General features: G+C 60.2%; 21 protein-coding genes. 9 read left to right on the top strand and 12 right to left on the bottom strand.

Going from position 1 to position 26,362, the window contains the following annotated elements; translation table 11 throughout:
* Positions 1-30: 30 nt before the first annotated feature.
* A complete protein-coding gene (locus CFBP5499_RS15900) occupies positions 31-939 on the bottom strand; it encodes a hydrogen peroxide-inducible genes activator (RefSeq protein WP_080829926.1) in 909 nt (302 codons plus the stop codon).
* A 208-nt stretch (positions 940-1,147) separates the two neighbouring features.
* On the opposite strand from CFBP5499_RS15900, the gene katG reads away from it, so the two are divergent.
* Entirely contained in the window at positions 1,148-3,319 is a 2,172-nt protein-coding gene (katG, locus tag CFBP5499_RS15895) for a catalase/peroxidase HPI (RefSeq protein ID WP_080829927.1), read from the top strand.
* A 102-nt stretch (positions 3,320-3,421) separates the two neighbouring features.
* On the opposite strand, the gene CFBP5499_RS15890 is transcribed toward katG, so the two are convergent.
* Both CFBP5499_RS15890 and CFBP5499_RS15885 read right to left on the bottom strand, forming a co-directional pair.
* Positions 3,422-3,598 (bottom strand): hypothetical protein, encoded by a 177-nt coding sequence (locus CFBP5499_RS15890; RefSeq protein ID WP_080829928.1) that lies wholly within the window; start codon positions 3,596-3,598, stop codon positions 3,422-3,424.
* A 121-nt stretch (positions 3,599-3,719) separates the two neighbouring features.
* Positions 3,720-4,589, bottom strand: a complete 870-nt coding sequence (locus CFBP5499_RS15885; RefSeq protein ID WP_080829929.1) for a helix-turn-helix transcriptional regulator — start codon at positions 4,587-4,589, stop codon at positions 3,720-3,722.
* Between the two features lie 123 nt (positions 4,590-4,712).
* Here CFBP5499_RS15885 and CFBP5499_RS15880 point away from each other — a divergent pair, with 123 nt between their 5' ends.
* On the top strand, positions 4,713-6,164 hold the full coding sequence (locus CFBP5499_RS15880) for an aldehyde dehydrogenase (RefSeq protein ID WP_080829930.1): 1,452 nt from the start codon (positions 4,713-4,715) through the stop codon (positions 6,162-6,164).
* A 27-nt stretch (positions 6,165-6,191) separates the two neighbouring features.
* Here the strand turns inward: CFBP5499_RS15880 and CFBP5499_RS15875 are convergent, their stop codons facing one another.
* Positions 6,192-7,088 carry a choline sulfate utilization transcriptional regulator gene (locus tag CFBP5499_RS15875; RefSeq protein WP_080829931.1) on the bottom strand — a complete coding sequence of 299 codons (897 nt, stop codon included), beginning with the start codon at positions 7,086-7,088 and terminating at the stop codon, positions 6,192-6,194.
* A 94-nt stretch (positions 7,089-7,182) separates the two neighbouring features.
* On the opposite strand from CFBP5499_RS15875, the gene choX reads away from it, so the two are divergent.
* On the top strand, positions 7,183-8,136 hold the full coding sequence (gene choX, locus CFBP5499_RS15870; RefSeq protein ID WP_080829932.1) for a choline ABC transporter substrate-binding protein: 954 nt from the start codon (positions 7,183-7,185) through the stop codon (positions 8,134-8,136).
* 14 nt (positions 8,137-8,150) lie between these two features.
* The gene (betC, locus tag CFBP5499_RS15865; RefSeq protein ID WP_080829933.1) at positions 8,151-9,665 is read left to right on the top strand and encodes a choline-sulfatase; all 1,515 of its coding nucleotides are present in this window, start codon (positions 8,151-8,153) and stop codon (positions 9,663-9,665) included.
* Positions 9,666-9,680: 15 nt separating this feature from the next.
* On the opposite strand, the gene CFBP5499_RS15860 is transcribed toward betC, so the two are convergent.
* From CFBP5499_RS15860 to CFBP5499_RS15835, 6 genes are read right to left on the bottom strand one after another with little or no spacing between them, the layout of a single operon-like run.
* The gene (locus CFBP5499_RS15860; protein ID WP_080829934.1) at positions 9,681-10,574 is read right to left on the bottom strand and encodes a carbohydrate kinase family protein; all 894 of its coding nucleotides are present in this window, start codon (positions 10,572-10,574) and stop codon (positions 9,681-9,683) included.
* Positions 10,571-11,611 carry an ABC transporter ATP-binding protein gene (locus CFBP5499_RS15855; protein ID WP_080829935.1) on the bottom strand — a complete coding sequence of 347 codons (1,041 nt, stop codon included), beginning with the start codon at positions 11,609-11,611 and terminating at the stop codon, positions 10,571-10,573. Before CFBP5499_RS15855 ends, CFBP5499_RS15860 begins: the two co-directional genes overlap by 4 nt.
* Positions 11,611-13,125, bottom strand: coding sequence for an argininosuccinate lyase (gene argH / locus CFBP5499_RS15850; RefSeq protein ID WP_080829936.1), 1,515 nt, complete (start codon positions 13,123-13,125; stop codon positions 11,611-11,613). The genes CFBP5499_RS15855 and argH overlap by 1 nt, the downstream gene beginning before the upstream one ends.
* Before the next feature lie 4 nt (positions 13,126-13,129).
* Positions 13,130-13,972 (bottom strand): carbohydrate ABC transporter permease, encoded by an 843-nt coding sequence (locus tag CFBP5499_RS15845; protein ID WP_080829937.1) that lies wholly within the window; start codon positions 13,970-13,972, stop codon positions 13,130-13,132.
* The gene (locus CFBP5499_RS15840; RefSeq protein WP_080829938.1) at positions 13,969-14,910 is read right to left on the bottom strand and encodes a carbohydrate ABC transporter permease; all 942 of its coding nucleotides are present in this window, start codon (positions 14,908-14,910) and stop codon (positions 13,969-13,971) included. Before CFBP5499_RS15840 ends, CFBP5499_RS15845 begins: the two co-directional genes overlap by 4 nt.
* A 15-nt stretch (positions 14,911-14,925) precedes the next feature.
* The gene (locus tag CFBP5499_RS15835; protein WP_080829939.1) at positions 14,926-16,179 is read right to left on the bottom strand and encodes an extracellular solute-binding protein; all 1,254 of its coding nucleotides are present in this window, start codon (positions 16,177-16,179) and stop codon (positions 14,926-14,928) included.
* A gap of 255 nt (positions 16,180-16,434) precedes the next feature.
* On the opposite strand from CFBP5499_RS15835, the gene CFBP5499_RS15830 reads away from it, so the two are divergent.
* The 3 genes from CFBP5499_RS15830 to CFBP5499_RS15820 are packed head-to-tail and all read left to right on the top strand — an operon-like array spanning position 16,435 to position 20,991.
* On the top strand, positions 16,435-17,661 hold the full coding sequence (locus tag CFBP5499_RS15830) for an ROK family transcriptional regulator (RefSeq protein WP_080829940.1): 1,227 nt from the start codon (positions 16,435-16,437) through the stop codon (positions 17,659-17,661).
* Positions 17,662-17,680: 19 nt separating this feature from the next.
* Entirely contained in the window at positions 17,681-20,083 is a 2,403-nt protein-coding gene (locus CFBP5499_RS15825) for a PIG-L family deacetylase (RefSeq protein WP_080829941.1), read from the top strand.
* Entirely contained in the window at positions 20,080-20,991 is a 912-nt protein-coding gene (locus tag CFBP5499_RS15820) for a DMT family transporter (RefSeq protein ID WP_080829942.1), read from the top strand. Before CFBP5499_RS15825 ends, CFBP5499_RS15820 begins: the two co-directional genes overlap by 4 nt.
* Before the next feature lie 3 nt (positions 20,992-20,994).
* Here CFBP5499_RS15820 and CFBP5499_RS15815 read toward each other — a convergent pair whose 3' ends face one another.
* Positions 20,995-21,462, bottom strand: a complete 468-nt coding sequence (locus tag CFBP5499_RS15815; protein ID WP_080830241.1) for a hypothetical protein — start codon at positions 21,460-21,462, stop codon at positions 20,995-20,997.
* A gap of 75 nt (positions 21,463-21,537) precedes the next feature.
* A complete protein-coding gene (locus tag CFBP5499_RS15810) occupies positions 21,538-22,425 on the bottom strand; it encodes an AraC family transcriptional regulator (protein WP_080829943.1) in 888 nt (295 codons plus the stop codon).
* A 197-nt stretch (positions 22,426-22,622) separates the two neighbouring features.
* Here CFBP5499_RS15810 and CFBP5499_RS15805 point away from each other — a divergent pair, with 197 nt between their 5' ends.
* A complete protein-coding gene (locus CFBP5499_RS15805; RefSeq protein WP_080829944.1) occupies positions 22,623-24,089 on the top strand; it encodes an alpha-glucosidase/alpha-galactosidase in 1,467 nt (488 codons plus the stop codon).
* Positions 24,090-24,193: 104 nt separating this feature from the next.
* Positions 24,194-26,281 carry an ABC transporter substrate-binding protein gene (locus tag CFBP5499_RS15800; RefSeq protein ID WP_080830242.1) on the top strand — a complete coding sequence of 696 codons (2,088 nt, stop codon included), beginning with the start codon at positions 24,194-24,196 and terminating at the stop codon, positions 26,279-26,281.
* Positions 26,282-26,362 lie beyond the last annotated feature (81 nt).

Below are 26,362 nucleotides of genomic sequence, written 5' to 3'. Positions count from 1 at the left end.
GCGATGCGCGCGATCATCCGATTAAAGCCATTACGGCGCGAGACCGAGTTTCTGAAGGCCGCATTCGCGGACGATCTCGGAAATATGGGCGAACTGCGCCGAAAGCGGATTGCTCTTGCGCCAGACGATGCCGATGGTGCGGGACGGGCGCGGCTCCGCCAGACGGAACACAGAGACGGTGGATTGCCGCGTTTCCATATCGACCGCCATCTGCGGAATGAGCGTGACGCCGATACCTGCACCAACCATCTGTACCAGCGTCGACAGCGAACTGCCTTCCATCAGCACGCGCGGCGGTGCATTCGTGGTGCTGCAGAAGGAAAGCGCCTGATTGCGGAAACAATGGCCTTCTTCCAGAAGCAGCAGGCGCATTTCACCCAGCTTGTCGGCGCTCGGCACCGGCATGCCGGCATCCTCCATCGGCCGCACCAGAATGAATTCTTCCGAAAATAGCGGCACTTCTTCCAGCGCGGGTTCCGAGACGGGCAGCGCGACGATTGCCATGTCGAGACGGGCTTCGAGAAGGTCTTCGATGAGCTTCTGCGTCACCGCCTCGCGCGGGCGTGCTTCCAGTCCGGGATAGTGCCGCGTTAGTGTCTTGATCACCTGTGGCAGAAGATAGGGCGCGACGGTGGGAATGACGCCGATGCGCAGGCGGCCGCTGAGAGGGCCATGCCCTGCACGCGCCAGATCCTGCAACTCGTCCACCGAACGCAGGATCGAACGGGTACGCTCGGCAAATTCCTCACCAAGCGCCGTCAGCCTGATCTGGCGGCTGCCGCGTTCGACGAGCGGCGCACCGATCAATTCCTCCAGTTCCCGGATCTGCAAAGATAGTGCAGGCTGGGAGATGGAGCAGGCTTCCGCCGCGCGCCCGAAATGGCCGATCTTGGCCAGCGCATCGAAATAACGAAGATGTTTCATGGAAAGGGCAATCATAAGCTCAGCATATCGCAGCCTTTAGAATATACAATTGGAAATTATGGAACCCGGCTGTTAGTCATCGTCATGACAGAAAGAAACTGTAGCTGTGAAAGATCACCGGCGTCGCAGCAGGCTCTTTGATGACCTGCCGCTGCCTCCGGCTCGGATGCTGCATATGTCGAACTGATAATTTGTTTAATTGCTAAACCCATCGGAGGGCGAAATGGACGCAACTTCAAAACCGGCTGGCAAGTGTCCCGTCATGCATGGAGGCAATACGGCCTCTGGCAAATCGGTGACCGAATGGTGGCCGAACGCGCTGAACCTCGACATCCTGCATCAGCACGACACCAAGACCAATCCGCTCGGCACCTCCTTCAACTATCGCGAAGCCCTGAAGACGCTCGATGTCGAAGCCCTCAAGGCCGATCTGCGTGCGCTGATGACCGACAGCCAGGACTGGTGGCCGGCCGACTGGGGCAGCTATGTCGGCATGATGGCCCGTGTGACCTGGCATGCGGCGGGTTCCTATCGTGTCACCGACGGTCGCGGCGGCGCCAACACCGGCAACCAGCGTTTTGCGCCGCTCAACTCCTGGCCGGACAACGTCAACACCGATAAAGGCCGCCGCCTGCTGTGGCCGATCAAGAAGAAATACGGCAACAAGATTTCCTGGGCTGACCTCATCGCGCTCGCCGGCACGATCGCCTATGACGTTGCGGGTCTCAAGACCTTCGGTTTTGCCTTCGGCCGCGAAGACATCTGGGCACCGGAAAAGGACACCTATTGGGGTGATGAAAAGGAATGGCTGGCGCCGAGCGACGGCCGCTACGGCGACGTGACCAAGCCCGAGACGCTGGAAAACCCGCTTGCCGCCGTGCAGATGGGCCTCATCTACGTCAACCCGGAAGGTGTGAACGGCAAGTCCGATCCGCTGGCAACGGCGGCGCAGATGCGCGAAACCTTTGCCCGCATGGGCATGGATGACGAGGAAACCGTTGCCCTGACGGCCGGCGGTCACACCATCGGCAAGTCGCATGGCAATGGCAGCGCCGCCAATCTCAGCCCCGACCCGGAAGCGGCAGGCCCGGAATATCAGGGTCTCGGTTGGATCAACACCAAGGGCCGAGGCATTGGCCGTGACACCGTGGTGTCGGGCATCGAAGGCGCGTGGACGAGTGAACCGACCAAGTGGGACAACGGCTTCTTCGACATGCTGTTCAAGCATGAATGGACTTTGACGCACAGCCCCGCCGGCGCATCGCAATGGGCGCCGATCACCATCGCCGAAGAAGATAAGCCTGTCGATGTCGAGGACGCTTCGATCCGCACCATCCCGATGATGACGGATGCGGACATGGCCCTGAAGGTCGACCCGATCTACCGCGAGATTTCGCTGAAGTTCAAGGACGATCAGGACCATTTCTCCGATGTCTTCGCCCGCGCCTGGTTCAAGCTGACGCATCGCGACATGGGGCCGAAGTCCCGTTATATCGGCCCGGATGTTCCCGCTGAAGACCTGATCTGGCAGGATCCGGTGCCTGAAGGTTCCAAGAGCTACAATGTGGCTGCGGTACAGGCAAAGATCGCCGCTTCTGGACTGCCGATTGCCGATCTGGTTGCAACCGCCTGGGACAGCGCCCGCACCTTCCGTGGTTCGGACAAGCGCGGCGGCGCCAATGGTGCACGCATTCGCCTCGCGCCGCAGAAGGATTGGGAAGGCAACGAGCCCGCCCGTCTTTCCCGTGTGCTCTCGGTTTTGGAGCCGATCGCCCGTGAAACCGGCGCAAGCATCGCCGATGTCATCGTTCTGGCCGGCAATTACGGCGTGGAACAGGCGGCGAAAGCGGCCGGCTTCGATATCGCCGTGCCCTTCGCGGCCGGTCGTGGTGACGCTTCCGCCGAACAGACGGATGCCGACAGCTTCGCTCCGCTTGAACCGCTGGCGGATGGTTTCCGCAACTGGGTCAAGAAGGACTACGTGGTCAGCCCTGAAGAGCTGCTGCTCGATCGCGCGCAGCTTCTCGGCCTCACCGCGCCGGAACTCACCGTCCTCATCGGTGGCCTGCGTGTCATCGGCGCCAATTACGGTGGCGCGGCGCATGGCGTCTTCACCGACAAGCCCGGCGCTCTGACGACGGACTTCTTCACCACGCTGACGGATATGGCCTATTCCTGGGTCCCGACCGGCAACAATCTCTATGAGATTCGTGACCGCAAGACCGGCGCAACCAGATATTTTGCGACCCGCGTCGATCTCGTGATCGGCTCCAACTCCATCCTGCGCGCCTATGCGGAAGTTTATGCGCAGGACGACAATAGGGAAAAATTCGTCCGCGACTTCATTGCCGCCTGGACGAAGGTGATGAACGCCGACCGTTTCGATCTGCTCTGAGCGGAAGGCCGCTTAGCCGAAAAGACAACACCTCCCCGAGCGATCGGGGAGGTGTTTTTATAGCGACTTCCTCTCGATCGAGGAGCGCGAATATTCATCCATTCAACGACGGTCAGACGACGGAACATGCCGCTCGGGTGACGACTTTTCAGTTCGTACCGCAGGCGTCTTGCCACTCTTCTCGTTTTCATGGGCATCCGGGCCGGCGACAATCACGCCACGGCCCTGTTCTTCACGCTTCTTGTCGGCGAAATCGCCCGCTTCTTTTTTTTCGTTCATCACTGTCTCCCTTCGCGTTGTTTCGTCCATCACTCAACGAATGACGGAGAGGTGGGTTCCAGACAGACCATCCTGGAGATGCGGAACGCTGCCGATCCCGTGCCACGCCATTAGTGGAAATTCAGGGCCACGCGGCAAAGGAAGATGGTGAAATATCTTGCGCGCGCATCGCTGCCCTGCGGAATCGGCCGGGAGATTTGCCCTCCTTGCGGGTGAAGAAGCGGTTGAAATAACCCGGATCCTGAAATCCTAAACGAAACGCGATTTCAGCAACTTGCAGGGAAGAGTTCAGAAGAAGCTCGCGCGCTTCCGAGAGCAGTTCACGATGAATGTAAGCCTGCGGCGAAAGGCCAGTCGCGTTTTTGATGATTGAGCCCAGCCGGTCGCGGCTGATGCCGAGGTGGCGGGCATAGTCGTCAACGCTCCAATGCTCGCGTTTGTGTTGCGCGATCAGCAGGACAAAACGCTCCGTCATGCTCGACGGCGCGGAAACCGCGCTGATTTCTGCTGTGGCATGCTGGCATATGCGGATCAGCGTGACGGAAAGAAGGTTGGTGATGATCGTTTCCGTGGCTACCGTAGGCTTGAGGTTTTCAGTGGCGATGGTTTCCAGATAGCCCGCCAGCTCCGCATGATCCTTCTCCGTAAGTGTTTCGGTCAGAACACGTTGCAGGCCTTGGCGAAGGGTGATTGCGCTTGTTCCTGTCGGCATCGCATGCGCAAGGCCGATCTCGGTGGCGGAAAGCAGCGACGCCCGGCTTCCCGCTTCCAATCGCAGACGGCCGGCATGGCCCGCGGGCAACCAGGCCAATCCCTGTGCAGGTAGGACAAGGCTTTCACCGTCGCCAAGGATTTGCGCATGGCCGGTGGCGAGCAGGATGAGATGAGCATTGCCCGGCTTGAGTTTGACCTCGCTCACGCGCAGCGATGAATTCAATATCCGCGCCAGCGTGGCCTGGCCGTTGCCGGCATTGTGATCTTGAAACGCCATTCATCCCTCAAAAGTACAATAACGAACCATATTAGTGCATTTTATCAGGAGCTGTCGTTGCTAAACTTCGGTCATAACGGGCGGAAGACCTTGAGGAGAAGGTTGCTCGACAGGAGGAGACATATGCAGACTGTCAATCTTTTCATCGGCGGCGACCATTGCGCAGCCGCGAACGGCAAGCGCTTTGGACGGAACAACCCGATTACCGGCGATGCCGTGACAAGTGCAGCCGCAGCGGCGGTTGAAGATGCGACGAAAGCGGCCGATGCTGCCGCTGCCGCTTTCCCGAAATGGTCCGCGACCACGCCCGGTGAACGCCGCCGTCATCTGCTTGCGGCCGCCGAGGCGCTGCGCGCCGCAGGCCCGCAGATCATTCAGGCGATGAAGGAGGAGATCGGCGCGACAGAAGCCTGGGCCGGTTTCAACGTCATGCTCGCCAGCGATATGCTGGTGGAGGCGGCCAGCCTTACCACGCAGATCAAGGGAGAAGTGATCCCCTCCAACCGTCCGGGCACCATGGCCATGGCGCTCCGCCAACCCGCCGGCGTCGTGCTGTCGATGGCGCCCTGGAATGCGCCGGTCATTCTCGGCGTGCGCTCCATCGCCACCCCGCTCGCCTGCGGCAACACCGTTGTCATGAAGACTTCGGAACTTTGCCCGCGCACCCACGCGCTGATCATCGAAGCGGTTGCCTCCGCCGGACTGCCGAAAGGCGTGCTGAACGCCATTTCCAACGCGCCGGAAGATGCGGCGAAGATTGTCGAGACGCTGATTGCCCATCCGGCAGTCAGAAGGGTGAACTTCACCGGTTCCACCCGCGTCGGCCGCGTCATCGCGGAAACGGCGGGCCGTTACCTGAAACCGGCCCTGCTGGAGCTTGGCGGCAAGGCGCCCTTCATCGTGCTTGATGATGCCGATATCGACGCGGCGGTCGCTGCCGCTGCCTTTGGCGCCTACATGAACCAGGGCCAGATTTGCATGTCGACCGAGCGTATCATCGTGCTTGACAGCGTGGCCGATACATTCGTCGAAGCTTTCGCGAAAAAGGCCGCCAGCCTGACGGCGGGCGATCCGCGCGAGGGCAAAACGCCGCTCGGCTCACTGGTCAGTGCCGAAGCAGCCTCGCGTATCCGGACGCTGGTGGATGATGCCGTCTCCAAGGGGGCGCGGCGGGTTGCCGGTGGCGGCGGCGATGGCACGATGCTTGATGCGATTGCCGTCGATGGCGTCACCCCGGCCATGCGGCTTTATTCGGAGGAAAGCTTCGGTCCGGTCGTATCCATCATCCGGGCCGGCAGCATCGATGAGGCCGTGAGTATCGCCAACGAAAGCGAATTCGGTCTTTCCGCCGCCGTTTTCGGCAGGGATCAGGCGCGGGCTCTTTCTGTTGCCGCGCGGATTGAAAGCGGCATTTGCCACGTCAACGGTCCGACCGTTCATGATGAGGCGCAGATGCCCTTCGGCGGGGTCAAGGCTTCCGGTTATGGCCGTTTCGGCGGCACGGCGGGTATTGCCGAATTCACTGAGTTGCGCTGGGTCACGTTGCAGGACGGGCCGCTGCATTACCCGATCTGAACTTCCCTGATACCGTGGCGGGCGGCGTCATCGCCGCTCGTCGATCAGCCAGCCGGTGAGTTTTCTCACCGCGTCGTCGTTGCTTTTGGGGCGCATCAGCCAGTAACCGCGGCCCGGAGCATCAAGGCTCGGGCCTGCCGTCACCAGCACGCCGGCCTCAAGCAGGGGATCGACAAGCCCGGCCCAGCCGAGCGCGAAACCCTGTTCGCCGATGGTTGCCTGCACCACCATGGTGTAATTGTTGAAGCTGATATCGCCGCCATCATGCTCGGCACCGCGATGCACGCCGAAATGCTTGAAATAGGCAGCCCAGTCGAACCAGTGCGCTTGCGAGGTGTTTTCGAGGTGGATAAGTTTATGGCGTGAAAAATCAGCGACGCCCGCCGGTGCCGGCGTTTCCGCGAGGAGCGCCGGCGAGCAGACCGGCGTGACCTTCTCCGAAAGCAGCAATACCGCTCCTTCGCCCGCCTCCTGCCGCGTGCCGAAAATCACCATTACGTCGCTGTCGTGTTTGCCCTGGCCGAGCGGATCCTGCGTGGCGACGATCTGGATGTTGATGTCGGGGTTGAGCGCGCGAAAACCATGCATGCGCGGGATGAGCCACAGGGACGAAAAGGCATAGTCTGTGTGCAGACGGATGGTCTGGCGTTCCTCCGTCCGGCGGAGCTGCTGCGCCAGAAGGTCGATGGCATCGACGTTGCGCGAGACGATCTCGAACAGCCTCTGGCCCTCCGTGGTCAGTTCGATACCGCGATGTCTGCGCTGCACGAGCGCCACACCCAGTTCCTCCTCCAGCCGGCGAATCTGATAGCTCACAGCAGGCTGGGTCAGCCGCAGGGATGCCGCCGCCGCCGTCAGGCTGCCGCGGCGGGCGACCTCGGTGAAAATGCGCATCCATCCCAGATCGAGCGGTCGGTCTGACATTAAAATTCCTTATATCAACTATCGAAAAATACCTGCTTCACAGGCAAAAGCAACGTGGTGTTCAATAAACTGGATTGATAAAAGGGGAGCCGCAATGAAAACCATTTCTCATCTGCATCGCATCGCCGCCGGTCTCATTCTGTCCGTGGCGGCCTTCTCCACCCCGCTTCAGGCGGCCGATGACGCGGCCTGCAAGACGATCCGCCTTAGCGATCCCGGCTGGACCGACATCACCGCCACCAACGGCGTTGCTTCCGTCTTGCTGGATGCGCTGGGTTATGAGGCTGACGTCAAGACGCTCTCGGTGCCGATCGGCTATCAGGCGATGAAGAACGGCGAGATCGACGTCTTTCTCGGCAACTGGATGCCGGCCCAGAAATCTTTCGTGGATGACCTGAACGCCGCCAAGGCGGCTGAGGTGCTGACGAAGAACCTCGAAGGCGCCAAGTTCACGCTGGCAGTGCCGGCCTATATGGCGGAAAAGGGCGTCAAGGATTTCGCCGATCTTTCCAAACATGCCGACGAGTTCGAAAGCAAGATTTACGGCATCGAGCCCGGTGCGCCCGCCAACCAGAATATTCAGAAAATCATCGACGCCAATGATTTCGGCCTTAAAGGCTGGCAGCTTGTCGAATCCGGTGAGCAGGCCATGCTGGCGCAGGTGGAACGAGCGGGCAGGGATAAGAAGGCCGTGGTCTTCCTCGCCTGGGCGCCGCATCCGATGAATGAGAAGATCGATATCGCCTATCTCTCCGGCGGCGACGCCTATTTCGGCCCGAATTTCGGCGGCGCGGAAGTCTATACGCTCGCCCGCACCGGCTGGCCGCAGCAATGCCCGAATGCAGCGACGCTCTTCAATAACCTGAAATTCGATATCGGTATGGAAAACAGCCTGATGGGCTCCATTCTCGGTGGTGAGGATTCCAAGGCAGCGGCAGCGGCATGGCTGAAAGCCAACCCGAAAGCGCTGGACGGCTGGCTGCAGGGCGTTACCACGCTGGATGGCAAGCCGGGCGCTGACGCCGTCAAGGGCAAGCTTGGCCTCTAAACCGGAAAGTCGAAATGCCGCGCCCTAATATCCTGATCCTGATGGCCGACCAGTTCAACGGGACGTTTTTTCCCGATGGCCCGGCCGATTTTCTTCACGCGCCACATCTGAAGGCCTTGGCGGAGCGGTCTGTCCGCTTCGCCAATACCTATACGGCAAGCCCGCTCTGCGCACCGGCCCGCGCCTCCTTCATGTCCGGGCAATTGCCGAGCCGCACGCGGGTTTATGACAATGCCGCTGAATTCGCTTCCGATATCCCCACCTATGCCCATCATCTGCGGGCGGCGGGTTATTACACCGGCCTTTCGGGAAAGATGCATTTCGTCGGGCCGGACCAGCTGCACGGTTTTGAGGAACGGCTGACGACGGATATCTATCCGGCCGATTTCGGCTGGACGCCTGACTATACCAAGCCCGGCGAACGGATCGACTGGTGGTATCACAATCTCGGTTCGGTCACCGGTGCCGGTGTCGCCGAGATCACCAACCAGATGGAATATGACGACGAGGTCGCCTATAACGCTACCCGCAAGCTTTACGACCTGTCGCGCCGTCTCGATGACCGGCCGTGGTGCCTGACGGTCAGCTTCACCCATCCGCACGACCCCTATGTGGCGCGGCGGAAATTCTGGGACCTCTATGAGGATTGCCAGGCGCTCGATCCACAGTCGCAGGCGATTGCCTTCGATGAGCAGGACCCGCATTCGAAACGGCTGCTGGAAGCCTGTGATCACGAGGCGTTCGAGATCACAGATGAGCAGATACGCCGGGCCCGGCGCGGGTATTTCGCCAATATCTCCTATATCGACGAGAAGATCGGTGAAATCCTCGATGTCTTGAAGGCGACGCGGATGGAAGAGGACACGATCATCCTCTTCCTGTCCGACCATGGCGATATGCTGGGCGAGCGCGGCCTGTGGTTCAAGATGTGCTTTTTCGAGGGCTCCGCCCGCGTGCCCTTTATGATTGCAGCGCCCGGTTGGCAACCGGCCCTGATCGACGCGCCGGTCTCTACGCTGGATGTCACGCCGACGCTTTGCGGTCTGGCCGGGCTCGATATCATCTCGCTCAAACGCTGGACCGATGGCGAGGATCTCGCAGCGCTTGCCGCGGGAACCGGCGGGCGCGGCCCGGTGCCGATGGAATATGCCGCCGAGGGCTCCATCACCCCGCTCGTCGCCATCAGGGACGGCCGCTACAAGCTGTCGGTCTGCGAGGCTGATCCGCCGCTGCTCTTTGATCTCGAGGCCGATCCGGAAGAGCGCACCAATCTTGCCGGTGATCCAGCATTCAGCTCCGTACTTTCATCGCTTTCCGCGGAAATCGGCCGACGCTGGCAGTTGCCTGTCTTCGATGCCGCCGTGCGGGAAAGCCAGGCGCGACGCTGGGTGGTCTACAAAGCGCTGCGCAACGGCGCCTATTATCCGTGGGATTACCAGCCGCTGCAAAAGGCCTCGGAACGCTATATGCGCAACCACATGGACCTTAACGTGCTTGAGGAAAACCAGCGTTTTCCGCGCGGAGAGTAGCGCGGGCAGGATGCCTCAAGCGGCGGCGATCACTCTGGGTGCGCCGCCCGCCGCCTGCACGGCGAGGCTACCTGCCGCGATGCCGGCTTCAAGGCATTGCTGTTCGTGCTGCGCCTGAAGCCACGCATCAAGAAAACCGGCATTAAAGGCATCACCCGCGCCGGTCGTATCGACCACCGGGACCTTCTGAGCTGCCCTATGGTGAAGCCCGGTGGCAGAAGATACCCATGCACCTTCCGCGCCACCTTTGAGGGCGACGATCGGAAAAGACTCCGCCAATGCCCTGATGGCCGCTTCCGGTTCCGAATGTCCCGTGATCGCTTCGGCCTCTTCAAGATTGGGCAAAAACACGTCGACACCGGCACAGGCGCGGAGCAACCCCTTGTCGTAGATCAGCGAAGCATCCCAGCTTGGATCAAGAGAGACGGACAATCCGCTTGCCTTGGCGCGCGCGATGAGATCGGGGATTTCATGCAGAGTGGCGAATTCTGCGATGTGCAGATGCCGCGCCTTGTCCCACCCAAAAGCGGCATCCAGCGTCGAAGGACGGGCGGCACCGGCGCGGCGCGTTAAAAACGCCCGGTCCTGCCCGACGACCGTTGCCACCGTGACCTGTGGTCCCGCATCCGCCGCATGTTCCAGAAACAGCAGGTCCACGCCACTTTGCGCCATTTTCTCACCGATATCGCGCGAAAACGTGTCGGTGCCGAGCCTTGCCAGCAGCGCAACCGGCCGGCCGATATGGGCGAAATGTGCGGCGGCAATGAAGGCTCCGCCGCCGGCGGCGATTTCCATGTCGCGGGCAAACAATTCTCGACCGAGCACCGGCAATTCATCGAGCCCGGTGAAGATGAGGTCGCAATAGATCCGGCCGATACTGATGACGGCTGCTTTTTCTGTTGTCATCATGCGCGGCCCAGAAGCTTTTCCGTCTTCGCATCGAAAAGATAGAGCGCACCTGTCTCCGCCTGGCATTGCAACCGGCTGCCAACAGCGGGAATGGATTTACCCCTGGCCGTGGCAATTACCGAGGTGGTGTCGGTATCCAGATGAACGAGCGTCTCCGGCCCCAGCGGCTCGACCGCCGTTACCGTTCCCTCAAGTGTAAACGTTCCCTGGGCTGCGCCGTTCTCGCCGACCAGCAGATCATGCGGCCGGACGCCGATCAGAAGCTCACCCGTGGCGGAGGGGGCGACGCTGTTGGTTGTTCTTGAACCCCGCAGCAGATTCATGGAGGGGCTGCCGATGAAGCGGGCGGTGAAGACATCAACAGGCGTTTCGTAAAGCTCCGTCGGCGTACCAACCTGGAGGATATGACCGTCCTTCATCACCACGATCCGGTCCGCCATGGTCATGGCTTCCACCTGATCATGGGTGACGTAGACGGTGGTTGTCTTAAGACGTTGGTGTAAGCGCTTGATTTCAATGCGCATCTGAGCGCGCAACTGGGCATCGAGATTGGACAGCGGCTCATCGAACAGGAAGGCGGCGGGGTCACGCACCATGGCGCGGCCGATGGCGACACGCTGCCGCTGGCCACCCGAGAGGGCCGCAGGACGACGGTCGAGCAGGGCTTCCAGCCCCAGCACCCGGCCGGCCTCTTCGATGCGCCGGTTCTTTTCCGTCTTGTCGAGCTTTGCGGTGTAAAGTCCGAAACCGATGTTCTGCCGAACTGTCATATGCGGATAGATCGCATAGTTCTGGAACACCATGGCGATGTTGCGCTGTTTCGGTTCTTTCTCATTGACGACGTTGCCGGCGATCTTCAGCGTTCCGTCGGAAATCTCCTCCAGCCCAGCGATCATGCGCAGCGTGGTGGATTTTCCGCAGCCGGACGGGCCGACGAATACGACGAATTCGCCGTCTTCAATGGCAAGGTCTATGCCCTTCACCGCCTCGACCTTGCCGTAGCGCTTCACGAGTTGATTGAGTTCGATTGTCGCCATTATCGCGCTCCCGTCAGGGCGGTGAATTTCTCTGCCAGTTCGGCGGCCTTCGCTGCCTCATGATCGGCGAACCGCTGTGCTTCCGCCGCAAAGGCGCCGAGCCTGTCGCGATAGGCCGCTGTCGCCTCCCGCATTGGTTCGGGTGCCGGGCCGCCGAAGCGGCTGCGCACCGCGACGAAGTGTTCCGGCGAGACGATCTGTCTGAACTTTTCCTCATCGATGCCGGTCTCGCGTCCTGTCAGCTCGCTGAAAGCCCTAAGGAACGGCTGGTAACCGTCATTCGGCAGATCGCCCTTCAGCGCAACGACGCTTTTGGCGACGGTCGCGGCAATTTCATGCGCCTGGCGGAACGACAGATCCTCGATGCGGACAAGCGAATCCGCCAGTTCCGTGATGGTGATGCAGGATCGACGAATATTCTGGTCAACCCGTTCAGGGTCGATGCTGATCTGGCCAACGAGGCTGGCGAGAAGATCGAGAACCCGGCCCGCAGAAGCGAAAGCTTCGTAACCCATCTCCTGCGTCTCACCTTCGCTGTCATTCATGTCGGTGAAGGGCGTATTATGCATCACATCCAGCACGGTTCGCGCCCGGCCGAATGTCTGGCTTGCGAGGTGGCGCAGATGTTCGATCGGCACCGGGTTGCGCTTCTGCGGCATGATCGAGGAAATCTGCACCAGCGAATTCGGTACATAGATCTGGCCAACCTCAAAACTCGTCCAGAACTGGAAGTCCTGAATGAGCCGGCCGAGATGCAGGAACATCAGTTCGATCGCGCCATAGGTCGCGGTCGTATAATCCACGGCGGCGATGCAGGAATAGGAATTGCGCAGCGGCGCGGCAAAGCCCAGCAATTCGGCAACGCGTGCCCGATCGATGGGAAAGCCCGAGGTGGTGATGGCGGCAGCGCCCATCGGTGAAAGATCAACGATGCGGCGTGCCTCCGCGAAGCGGTCGATATCCCTGATCAACACTTCGATGGCGGCGGAAAGGTAATGGCCGAAGGTGGTGGGCTGGGCCGGCTGCCCATGCGTATAGGCCACGATCAGCGTGGATTGATTACGCTCGGCGGCATCGATCAGCGCATTCAGCAAAACCCGCGCCTTGGCGGTGAGCGTGTCGATCTTGTCCTTCAGGCCGATCTTGAACAGCGTGTGATCGATATCGTTGCGCGAACGGGCCGTGTGCAGGCGGCCGGCGACATCGACGCCGATGCGGGCTTTCAGTTCCTTCTCGATCAGGAAGAAGAAATCCTCGACTTCGCCGGTATAGACGAGCTCGGAGGGCTCGATGGTCCTGTCGATATCCTCAAGCGCGCCGGCGATCTTCGCTGCGGTTTCGGCATCGAGAATATCGGTTTCTCGCAGCATGACGAGATGAGCGCGGTCTATGCGGCGGAAGCCGTCGACATGGTGGTTCTTGGCGCCGTCAAAAAGCGGGCGCAGCACGGTTTCCTTGTAAACTGGATCGGGGAACTTGCTGGTATCCGACTGGCGCGGGTTGATATCGGCCATGATATTATCCTTTCAGGCCCGCCAGCATCACACCGCGAACGATGTAGCGTTGCAGGACGATGAAGACGATGAGGGTAGGGATGGTCGCAATGGCTGCGCCCGTCATGATCATTTCCCACTGGATCTGCTGTTCCACAGCAAAGCTCGAAAGCCCGACCGGCAGCGTGTAAAGCTCCTTGCTGGTCGTGACGATCAGCGGCCAGAAGAAGGCCGTCCAGTTGCCGAGGAAGGTGAAGATCGCGAGTGCGGAGAGCGCCGGCGTGACCAGCGGCAGCGCGACTTTCCACCAGATCTGGAACTCGTTCAGCCCATCCACCCGCGCCGCCTCGAGGAAGTCGTTCGGAACCGTCTCGAAGAATTGCTTCATCAGGAAGGTGCCGAAGGCCGTCATCATGCCCGGGAACATGATACCCCAGTAGCTGTCGAGCCAGCCCAGCTGGCTGGACATCAGATACCAGGGAATGACAAGCATTTCCGTCGGTATCATCAGTGTCGACAGGATCGCGAGGAAGATGAAATAACGGCCGCGAAACTCGAATTTCGCCAGCGTATAACCGACCAGACTATCGAAAAAGCAGTTGGACACGGTGACGAGGACTGCAACGAACATCGAGTTAAAGAACCAGCGCAGGAAGCGGCCGTCAGCCATGACGGTGATGTAGTTTGCAAGCGTCGGCGCGGCCGGAATGAGACGTAGATCGTAAACCTGATCCGCCGTCTTGAACGAGGTCGCGAACATGAAGAGCAGCGGCGAAACCATGATCAGGCCGCCGATGAACAGCAGCGTCCAGGTCAGAATGCGGCCGGGGCGGATACGGGCGTGGGAGAGTGGCGACGCTTCGCTCATTTCTTTTCCCTCAGGACCCATAGCTGGATCAGCGATACGACGAGAAGAATGGTGAACAGGACAACCGTCTGCGCAGCGGCATAGCCCATCGCATAGGAGTTGAATGCGGTCTGGTAAATCATCAGCACCAGCGGTTTGGTGGAACCGAGCGGCCCGCCCGGATCATTGGTGGTCATGTTATAGACCTGGTCGAAAATGCGCAGGAAGCCGATCGAGGAAAATACCACGAGGAAAACGGTGGTGGGTTTCAGGAGCGGCAGCGTGATCTTGCGCAGAATTGCCCATTCACCCAAACCGTCGATACGGGCGGCTTCGTAAAATGTCGTCGGGATGGCGCGCAGGCCGGCCATGAAGATGATGATCTGGAAACCGAGGCCCGCCCAGATGGCGGTCACCATGACCGAATAAAGCGCCTGATCGGTGGAGCGGATGAAGGGCTGCTGCGGAATGCCGATGAGGCCGAGCACGTCGTTGATGATGCCGATGGGCGGCGGCTGATAGAACCAGCGCCACACCCAGGCCATGGCAGCGGCCGTGGTCAAGTAGGGCAGGAAATAAAGCGCGCGGATGAAACCGTGCAGAATGCGCACCCGGTCGAGATAAAAGGCGATGATAAAAGCCAGAACGAGGCTGATCGGCGTGCCGACGATGAGATAGGCGAAGGTATTCTTGAACACCTTCCAGAATTGCGGGTCCTTGAACAGCTTGACGTAGTTGGCGATGCCGATGAACTTCGCCGGCCTGAGCAGGTCCCAGTTGGTGAAGGACAGGTAGAAAGCCTGCAGCGTCGGGTAAAACCGGATGACGCTGTAAAACAGGATGGGGATCGCCAGAAAGCTCCAGATCCACAAAAGTCTTTTCGTACGCATGGAAAGACGGTCTCCGAAGGAGCCGCCGGGGCGGCCGGATGCCGCCCCCTGTTGATCTATCGCTGTCATGGTCGGACCTTGATGTTAAGGTTTCGCCGCGTCGATGATTTCCTGCTCGGCTTCGGCTGCCTGCTTGATGGAATCTTCGACCGACTGACCTTCGAGCAGCACCCGGTTTGTCATGTCGATGGCGTTCTGCCGCTGGGCGGCCTCATCCATGAACAGCGTCGTATGGGCATATTCCAGACCCTTCAGGAACGGCGCGTAGACCGGGTCCTTCAGGTTTGCTTCGGTCAGCGCCGCAGAACGCCGTGCCGGCAGCTCGCCCACCGTCTTCAGCCAGATCGCCATGGCTTCCGGCGAGGAGACATAGGCGAGGAACTTCTTCGAAGCCTCAAGCTCTTCACCCGTGGTCTTGGCGCTGATGCCGTTGGCGAAATAGCTCGCATAGTTGGAGCGGATGTTCTTGTCATTGGTGGGAAGCTCGGTCACGCCCCACTCGAAATCCTTGATGGTGCGGAACGAGCCCAGCCGGAAGGTGCCGTCGATGGTCATGCCGGCCTTGCCGGCGCGGAAGGCGGCCTGGCCCTCATCCATGAAACCCACCTGGCCGATCTTCTTCTCAAGCTGCAGGCTGGTATAAAATTTCAGCGCCTGAATGCCCGGCTCGCTATTATAGGTCACTTTCTGGTCGTTGTCGGCATAGGGCTCGCCGCCATATTGGCGAATGAGCACTTCACGCCACCATTGGTGATCCTGGCCGCCCATGTCGAGCGTGGAACCTGCAACCGTCAGGTTTCCGGCGGCATCATGCTTGGCGATTTTTTCCGCGGCAGCGACGAATTCATCGAGCGTCTTCGGCGGATTGGCGGGATCAAGCCCGGCCTCGGTGAAGAGCTTCTTGTTGTAGAAGAGCGCGAGCGAACGAACCGCCGTCGGCAGGCCGTAATAATCGTCGCCGCGCTTCATGGCGCTGACGATCGGGAAGAATTCGCTCTCGATCTTGTCATGCGGGAAGGTATCGGCCGGCAGCGGCTGCAAGATGCCGCCGGCTGCGAATTTGTCCAGCCAGCCATAGAAAAGCTGCATCACGTCAGGGCCCTTGCCGGAAAGATTGGCGGCGATGACGCGCGTCTGGTAGTCGGCGTAAGGAAAGGTCACCTGCTTGACGGTGATATCAGGATTGGCCTTCTGGAATTCCGCGATCAGCTCATCCATGGCCTTCACGCGTGTGTCGAAGACATATTGCCAATATTCGATTTCAACCGCCTGCGCGGCGTTGAATGCAAATGTGCTGAAACCGGCAACCAAGCCGGCGAACAGAGTTGCCCTGCGCATGTAAGCCTCCTTTTCCTCCGTCCGGTCTTCCAGATGCGGAGCGATCGTTCCCTTTATCCGCGCTTTCGCGCGCGCTCATCGATTTGCCGGCAACGGAGTTTCCTCTTCCGCCCCAAACAAGCGTAACCCCCGGGTCGCCCTCTACGGTTCTCTGAAGGCGGGCATTTGTCAATAAGATAATTTACTTGAATTATTATATTGCGCTTATCGTCAATTCGACGCTATGAATTTTCTAAGAGACGGGAAGTTGAAGAGATGACGGTGCACACGGTGGACGCTTATCCCGTAGCAATCGGAAAAAATCCCGAGAGAAGCCGGGAGCACAACAGGCGAGTCGTCCTTGACCTTGTTCGGCGACACGGATCGCTCGGGCGCGCCCAGATTGCCAAGATCACCCATCTTACCCCGCAGGCGGTCGCCAATATCGTCGATGAATTGGTGGGCGAGGAGTTGCTGAAGGAACTCGGTCGCCGCCGCACGGGGCGGGGACAACCGCCGATCCAGTTCGCCGTCAACCCGGACGGCGGGGCGACGATTGGCGTCGAGATCGCCGCAGACCACATGGTCACCGTCGGCCTCGATCTCGCTGGCGTGTTGCGTACGCAACGTGTCACCCCTCTCAAGGATACGACGCCGGAAGCCATCCTCAAAACCTTTGCGGCGGAACATGCCGCGGTTGCAAAGAATGTCGGCTGCCGGCTGCTCGGGACCGGCGTTGTCATGCCCGGCCCGTTCGAGATCGATGGCATGACCTCAGTTGGGCCGACAACACTTTCCGGCTGGGTGGGTATCGATGCCCGGCAGATGCTGAGCGAGGCCTGCGGCCAGCAGGTGGTGGTGGAAAACGATGCGACGGCTGCTGCCGTCGGCGAACGCCTGTTCGGCGCGGGGCTGGCGATCCCGAATTTCTGCATGATCTATTTCGGCGTCGGTATCGGCCTCGGGATCATTCAGGATGGCGCGCCCTATCGCGGCGCATTCGGAAATGCGGGCGAAATCGGCCATGTCACCGTTTCACCAAAGGGAAGGCCTTGTCCTTCCTGCGGGCAGAGAGGATGTCTCGAAGCCTATGCCTCGGCTTACGTCCTGAAGGAAAAACTTGGGCGCGCCGGTGTTGCGGATACGGAGCTTGACGATCTCGAGGCCCTGTTCAAGGCCGGCCATCCGGTGGTGTTGGAGTGGGTCGACGACGCCGCGGCCCATCTGGCGCCCATGGTTGCCATGCTCGAAAATATTCTCGATCCGCAGACGGTCATTCTCGGCGGCGCGCTGCCTGAAGCCATCATCAGCGAGATCATTCAGCGCATGGGACATCTGCCGACCTCGGTCGCAAGCCGCAGGCAGCGGGAACTGCCGCGCGTCATGCACGGCAAATCCGGACAGTTGACGGCAGCACTCGGCGCTGCCGCCCTGCCGCTGTTCGATATCGTCACACCAAAACTCGAGACGTCCTCGGGCGCCGCAACGCAGGTGCCCGGCTGAATATTGGAGGAGACCGCCCATGCTTAACCCCCGGGAGCGCATCGAACGGCAGATGGCCGATCCGTGGCTCGTTCGCCTGCACCGCAAGCTGAGCGCGCTGAAATCCACCGTCACGGTCATGCATACCGGCGCGCATCCCGATGATGAGCAGAACGGTCTGCTCGCCTATTTCCGCATGCAACTCGGCATGCGGATCATCATCGCCTGCTCCACACGCGGCGAGGGCGGTCAGAATGCGCTGGGGCCGGAGCGGCTGGGTGCGCTCGGCGTCATCCGGTCACGGGAGCTGGAGGAGGCCGCGCGTGTCATCGATGCTGACATCAGCTGGCTCGGCCATGGCCCGGCCGACATCATCCACGATTTCGGTTTCTCCAAGGATGGCGACCAGACCTTCGGCCGCTGGGGGCAGCAGCGCATCGTCGAAAGGCTGGTGCGCGCCTATCGCAAGGAGCGGCCTGATATCGTCATTCCGACCTTTCTCGACGTGCCGGGACAGCACGGTCACCACCGCGCCATGACGCGCGCGGCGAAAAGCGCGATCACGCTGGCCGCTGATCCTTCAGCCTATCCGGAGCATTTCGCCGAGGGGCTCAAACCTTGGCAGGTGGCGAAGTTCTACCTTCCGGCATGGTCGGGCGGGGGCGATACCTATGACGATGAAGTACCGCCGCCGGAAACAACGCTGACGGTGAACGCGCCGGGCAAGGAACAGGCAACCGGTGCGCAATATGACCGCATCGGCGAGTGGTCGCGTTATTACCACGCGTCACAGGGAATGGGCCATTGGCCGAAGCAGGCGCAGGAAGTCTGGCCGCTGCATCTCGAACTTGCCAGCGGTGCGGGGGGCGAAGAAAGCTCGATCCTCGACAATCTGCCGTCTTCCCTTGCCGATCTTGCCGCTTTCCCGGGACTGAATGCCGAAGTGGCGAATGCGCTGGTCGCGGCGGAACGGACCATTGCCGAGGCGATCTCGACCTTTCCCGACAGGCAACGGATCACGGCGCAACTCCTGAACGCGGCTGCGCTGTTGCAGACGGTCGATGAGACCGCGAGTGCGGATTTCAAGGCGTTGCACGGGCACAGGATCGCACGCAGACGGGCGCAGGTTGATGCGGCCATTCTGACTGCACTCGATCTTTTCGAGCGGGCCTATGCCGAACCGGCAGAGATCGTTCCGGGGGGAAGCTCGGCTCTTTATGTGGAACTGGCCGATGGGGCGGCTGAATTTGAAGTCGAGGTCGACCCGGTCCTGCCTTCAGGTGTTTCGTCGTCGGTTCAGTCGCGTGGCCAGACACTGGTGTTTTCGCTTGCCGCCGATCAGGATACCCCGGTTTCCGGGCTCTACCAGCCGGACTGGAAAGCAGCGGGTGGTAATGGTCATGCATCTGTGCGCCTGTCCGCAAGGGTTGAAGGACGCGACGTCTCGGCCCTTTACGATCTGGAGGAGCCGTTTTTTGTTACACCCGCGCAGTCGCTGACAATTTCACCCGAGGCGCTTCTGGTTCCGCTTGGGCAGGGGCAGGGCGCACAGGGCTTTGAGGCGCACATCAAGGGTGCTGATGCACCGGTATCCTTTCGCACTGTCGGTGGCTGGAGCGTGCGCAAGAGTGGTAACGACTGGGTGGCCGAACGTACGGGGGAAATGGCGGCCGGCCTTGCTGAGATCGAAGCGAGCGTCGGTTCGCAACCAGCCTTCCAGATTACCCCCATCGCCTATCCCCATATCGGCAGGGCAAGGTTTCTCGCCCCTTCCGCCCTCAAAATCCTCTCGCTGGACCTCAAGCTTCCTGAGGGCGCGCGTGTGGGCTATGTCGGCGGCGGTGCCGACAGGGTGGGCCTCTGGCTTGCGCGAATGGGCCTCGATGTCACCGAACTTGACGCACAGGCGCTCGGCGGTGATCTCTCCACCTTCACTACCATTGTCGTGGGCATATTCGCCTTCGGCATCCGCAGGGATCTCGCCGCGGCAACGGAAAGGCTTCATCGTTTCGTGGAGAGTGGTGGGCATCTGGTCACGCTCTATCATCGTCCGACGGATGGCTGGAACCCGGAGACAACGCCGGTCCGGCGTCTTGAAATCGGCAAGCCGTCACTGCGCTGGCGGGTGACGGACCCAAAAGCGGAGGTGACGGCTCTGCTGCCCGATCATCTGCTGCTGACAGGCCCCAATGTCATCGACGCCGCCGACTGGGCGGGCTGGGACAAGGAGCGCGGGCTCTATTTCGCTTCGCGCTGGGATGATGCCTACGAGCCCCTACTTGCCATGCATGATGTCGATGAACAGCCGCTGAAGGGCGCGCTGGTTTCCGGCGTCATCGGCAAGGGCAGGCACACCCATACCAGCCTCGTGCTGCATCACCAGATGGACAAGCTTGTGCCGGGGGCATTCCGCCTGATGGCCAATCTCGTGCAGCCGGCGTGAATGGCGACGGCCAAAGCGAGAAACAGGAAAACCCGCGCGAAACGGATACGCGCGCGGGTATAGGCTGGCTGTTGCTGGATATGACCCTTGTCTCAGGTGGCATGACCGCGCTCGTCAAGGCGCAGGGTGTCACCTATCCCGCCTTCCAGCTGGTTTTTATAAGGGCGATGATCGGTCTGATCTTCATCCTGCCGCTGATCTGGCGGCACAGGGGAGAGATGGCGCGCGTCAAATATCCCTGGCGTAATCTTTTCCGCATCTGCTGCAATGCCATCGCACTCACCAGCAATTTCATCGCCATCACCCTCTTGCCGCTTGCCACCGTCAATGCCGTCGGTTTTTCCCGGCCATTGGTGACGATGGCAATGGCCGTTGCTTTTCTTGGCGAGACCGTGAGCCGTTTTCGCTGGACGGGAGCCTGTCTTGCATTCCTCGGCGTTCTGGTTGTCATCGGGCCTGATGGCGCGGAGTTTGGCGTGGGCGTGATTGTCGTTCTGGTATCGGTGGTGTTCGGCGCGCTCGCGGTGATCCAGACCCGGGCGCTGCGGCAGGAGAACACCACGGTCATGATGGTGTTTTATACGGTCGGGTTGGCCGTCATCACAGCCATTCCGGCACTCTGGACATGGAAGCCGGTGGCGTCGTTCGATTGGATTCCGTTGCTTGCCATCGGATTGCTGGCGCAGCTGGGGCAATATTGTTTTCTGCGGGCGTATCGTATCGCCGATGCCAGTGTGCTTGCGCCCGTCGGTTATCTGTCGATCCTGTTCGTGACCGCTGTCGGATATTTCCTGTTCGATGAGGTGCCCGAAACCCGCGTCGTGCTCGGCGTCGTCATCATCCTCGTTTCGCTGCAATCGACCGCGCTTGCGGAATACCTTCTACGGCGATTGCGACGCAAACGGTGACTGTTACCGCTGCTGCGCTAGGAGGCGGATCCGGATCCAGCTCAGGGCAGAAGCCTTGGCGCGATCGTAGAAGGCGCGGGCAAAGCGCACATAGCGCATGATCCAGGCGAGCCACCCGTATGTAAGCAGCTTTTCCCGGCCCGCGTGATAGATGCGCTCTACAATCAGGAAGGTCGAGAGATGGGCCAGGATCGCCAGAACCAATCCCGACTTGAAAGCGCCGTGGGCGATGAGGATGAGACCGACGATCTTCATCGGTTCGGCAATCGCAAAAGGAACGGCAAGACAGAGAAGAATGGCAAGGCGCGGCAGCCGCGCGATCCGGTTTTCCAGCCGCTGGATCAATGTCAGGCTTGATATGGCCTGGATGATCGGCCGATAAAGCGGGCGGAAAATGCCGTCGAGAACAAGGGCGAAAACGATGATGGCCCTGATCGGAAAGACGAGGATCGTCCTGATTTTGCTGTTCACCTCGACGTTCTCCAAAAAGGGCGTAACGCCCATCCCTAATCGCCTGAAACATGTCAAAACCAAGTCGCGTTTCCTTCAACTCTGCCGAACGCTCGCATACATGCCGGTGGTGCGGAATTCGCTCGGATTGATGCCGTAGAGCCTGCGAAAGACCTTCGAGAAATAGTTCGGATCCTCGAACCCACACAGCACTGAAACCTCCTTGATAGGAATGTTCGCGGCGGTGGTGAGAAGTTTGGCTGCACGCCGGAGCCGCCGCTGCAAGACGAATTCCGCCGGCGGCAGGCCTTCGCTTGCCGTGAAGATACGGGAAAAATGCGCCCGGCTGAGGCCCGCGACGGCTGCAAGGTCGCTCACCGAAAGCCGCTCGCCGAGATGGCTGTCGATGTAGCTCAGCACCTGCTGCAGGGTACGATATTCACCGCCGAAGGAGGGGTGCGAGCCGAAGACGTCGTCATAAAGCGTCATCGCCGCCTCATAGGCGACGGCGGAAGCGGCCCCCGGCGTTTCCGCGCCGTTCACGAGGCGCGAGCAGCATTCGGCAAGGTGATCGATGGTTTCGGGCTGGAGTTTGAGGATCGGGCCGGTGACGGAAAGAATGTTGCGGTGGATGCGCAGGGCTTCCTCGCCATTCATGGAAATCCAGAAGAATTCCCATTCCTTGCCGTCTTCCAGCCAATAGCGATGATTGTGGGGGATGAGCAGCAGCAGGGTTTCGCCCGGCCTCACCACATAGTGGCGGTTCTCGTAACGCAGGTTGCCCTGTCCGCTGATACAATATTGCAGGACCGTGAAGGGCGTCTGGCCGCGTTTGCGCCCGTCCCAGTCGTAATTGCCGCCTCGGCGAATTTCATAACCGCTGCTGGTCGGCATGGTGTGCAGCGTCTGTCGGCCACGCGGCAGCGAGACGGTGCGCATGCCAGGCCCCTGATCGATCAAATCACGCAGCACAAAATTACCCATGAAAGCATAATCCTTCTCTGGTCCTATCCGTCTTTATACGCATAATCCCGATCCGAGGAGACAGCCAGCGGGATATTGTTGCTGAAAAATTGGGAGGAAGGCCGGTTTTCCGGGATTCTCACGGGTATTTTTCTGCAGCGCCATTTCATGATCCCCAGGCCCGTTTCACCCGTTCGATTTGCAACAGAGGTGGTGTTATGAGTTTCAAAATCGCTATTATTGGCGCAGGCAGCGTCGGTTTCACGAAAAAGCTGTTCACCGATCTCCTGTGCGTGCCGGAATTTCGCGACATCGAAGTCGCGCTGACGGATATCAGCCAGCACAATCTCGATATGATCAGGGCGATCCTTGAAAAGATCGTCGAGGCCAATGGTTTCCCCGTCAAGGTGACGGCCGATACCGATCGCCGCCGGGCGCTGGCGGGCGCGAAATACATCATCAGCTGCGTGCGGGTCGGCGGGCTCGAAGCCTATGCGGACGATATCCGTATTCCGCTAAAATACGGCATCGACCAGTGCGTGGGCGATACGATCTGCGCCGGCGGCATCCTCTATGGCCAGCGCAACATTCCCGTCATTCTGGATTTCTGCAAGGATATCCGCGAAGTTGCCGCACCGGGCGCAAAATTCCTGAACTATGCCAACCCCATGGCCATGAACACCTGGGCGGCCATCGAATATGGCAAGGTGGATACGGTCGGTCTCTGCCATGGCGTTCAGCACGGCGCGGAACAGATCGCTGAAATCCTCGGCGCGAAATCCCTGTCCGAGTTGGATTACATCTGCTCTGGCATCAACCACCAGACATGGTTCATCGACCTCAGGCTCAACGGCCGAAAGATCGGAAAAGACGAGCTGGTTGCCGCCTTCGAAGCGCATCCGGTCTTTTCGCAGCAGGAAAAGCTGCGCATCGATGTGCTGAAGCGCTTCGGTGTCTATTCGACCGAGAGCAACGGCCACCTCTCCGAATATCTGCCGTGGTATCGCAAGCGGCCTGACGAGATCGCCCGCTGGATCGACATGTCCGACTGGATCCACGGCGAAACCGGCGGTTATCTGCGCCACTCCACCGAAACGCGCAACTGGTTCGAAACCGAATTCCCGCAGTTCCTTGCCTCGGCCGCCAAGCCGATCGATCCGGCAAAGCGCTCCAACGAACATGCGAGCCACATTCTGGAAGCACTGGAGACGGGACGTGTCTATCGCGGTCACTTCAACGTCAAGAACAACGGCGTCATCAGCAATCTGCCGGCCGATGCCATCATCGAATCCCCCGGTTTCGTCGACCGTTTCGGCATCAACATGGTCTCCGGCATAACTCTACCGGAAGCCTGCGCGGCAACTTGCATGGCCTCGATCAATGTTCAGCGCATGTCTGTCCATGCGGCGGTGAGCGGCGATATCGATCTCCTGAAGCTCGCCGTGCTGCATGACCCGCTGGTGGGCGCCGTCGCGACCCCGGAGGAGGTTTGGCAGATGGTGGACGAAATGGTCGTCGCGCAGGCACGCTGGCTGCCGCAATACGCCGATGCCGTGCCGGCGGCGAAGGAGCGGCTGGCGAAATCCACCGTAAAGACGCGGGACTGGGCCGGTGCTGCTCGCCGCAATGTGCGCTCCATTGAGGAGTTGAGGGCCGAAAAATCAGCTCTGAAAAAGGCTGTCTGAGGAAAAGCATGGAAACAGGCCGGCGGCGGAAGGGAGTCCGCCGTCCGGTCATAACGATCACAGAGGGTGGGCGGTGGAAGAGCTGCCATTTGGGAGGAATGACGATGTTACTTCAACGCAGGATCCGTATCATCTCGGCACTGGGTCTAGGTGTTTCGATGATCGCACTCAATGCGAATGCCTTCGAGACCAGCACGCCGCCCGAACCGCCGCAATTTCCGGCCGAAGGCAAGATCAATTATGTCGCGCGCGATTCGATCCTCGAATTCAAGGCGCTGCCGAGCTATAGCGAACCCGACTGGATCACCGAAAAATTCGAGAAGGCCGGCAAGCTACCGCCTTTGAAAGAGCGCCTGCCGGAAGAACCGCTGGTCTACAAGACCGGAAATATGCCCGACGGCGTCGGCGTTTATGGTGACACCATGCGCCATGTGGTTGGTGGCCGGCCCGAGGGCTGGAACTACATTGCCGGCCAGAGCCAGGGCTGGGGCGGCATCGATATCGCCCTTTCCGAATGCCTGACGCGCACCGCGCCGCTCTTCCAAGTGGATGCCAAGGACACCGAACCGCTGCCCAATCTGGCGAAAAGCTGGGAATGGTCTGAGGATGGCCACAAGCTGACAATGCATCTCGTCAAGGGCGCGAAGTGGTCGGATGGCGAAGCCTTCAACGCCGATGACGTGATGTTCTATTGGGAAGATGCGGTCGTCGATCCCAATGTCTCCCCGCTCGGCGGCGGTGCATCGCCCGAGGCTTTCGGTGAGGGAACGACGCTCAAAAAGATCGATGACTATACCGTCGAATGGACCTTCAAGGCGGCTTTTCCCAAGCAGTATCTCTACACCATGGCCTATCCGAGCTTCTGCCCCGGGCCGTCGCATATCTTGAAGCCCCAGCATCCGAAATATTCCAAGAACACCTATAATCAGTTCAAGAATGCTTTCCCGCCGGAATATATGAACATGCCGGTCATGGGCGCATGGGTGCCGGTGTCATATCGGCCCGACGATCTCATTGTTTTGCGTCGTAATCCCTATTACTGGAAGGTGGATGAAAAGGGCCAGCAGCTGCCCTACTTGAACGAAGTTCATTACAAGCTTTCCACCTGGGCGGACCGCGATGTGCAGGCCGTGGCGGGATCGGGCGATTTCTCCAATCTCGAACAGCCGGAAAATTTTGTCGCCTCGCTGAAACGCGCCGCCGATCCCAATGCGCCGGCACGCCTTGCCTTCGGGCCGCGCCTCATCGGTTATAATCTGCAGATGAATTTCTCCGCCAATGGCTGGGGCAATCCGGACGAGCGCGGACAGGCGATCCGTGAGTTGAACCGCAACGAGGTGTTCCGTCAGGCCGTCACCTCTGCTCTCGATCGCAAGGCGATCGGTGACTCGCTGGTAAAGGGGCCGTTCACGGCGATCTATCCGGGCGGCATTTCGTCGGGCACCAGCTTTTATGATCGCGCCTCCACGGTCTATTACCCCTTCAACCTCGAGGGTGCCAAGGCGGCACTGGCGTCTATCGGCCTGAAGGACACCGATGGCGATGGTTTCCTGAATTTCCCCAAGGAAACGCTGGGTGGCCGTAATGTCGAGATTACCCTTCTGGTCAATAACGGTTACGCGACGGACAAGAGCCTTGCGGAAGGTCTCGTCGGCCAGATGGCGAAACTCGGCCTGCGCGTCGTCATCAACAGCCTCGATTCCAACCAGCGTGACGCGGCCCATTATGGCGGGCAGTTCGACTGGCTGGTGCGCCGCAACTCCACCGAGCTTTCCTCCGTGGTGCAGAATACCGAGCAGCTTGCCCCTGTCGGCCCGCGCACCAGCTGGAACCACCGCGCACCGGAGGGCAAGGAACTCGACCTGATGCCGTTCGAGAAGGAGATGGCCGACATCGTGCGGAAATTCATCTCCTCGCAGGACAATGCCGAACGGGCGGACCTGATGAAGCAATATCAGAAGGTCTATACGCAGAACCTCTATACGATTGGTCTCACCGAATATCCCGGCGCGCTCATCGTCAACAAACGCTTCTCCAACGTGCCGCAGGGTACACCAATTTTCATGTTCAACTGGGCTGAAGACGCCATCATCCGCGAACGCCTGTGGGTCGCGGCCGATAAGCAGGGCAAGTACGAACTCTTCCCGCAGCAGCTTCCCGGCAAGCCGGGCGAGGGCGGACCGATCAACTAGAACTCCTCCCGGAGAACACCCGGTACCGGTCGCGCGTGAAGCGCGGCCGGAGACACGAAGGCGGTCCTTTATTCATCACGG

Source organism: Agrobacterium tumefaciens (assembly GCF_005221325.1).
Lineage (GTDB): Bacteria > Pseudomonadota > Alphaproteobacteria > Rhizobiales > Rhizobiaceae > Agrobacterium.
Note: the sequence above shows the minus strand (reverse complement) of the source record. Positions and strands in the feature narration are given on the sequence as shown.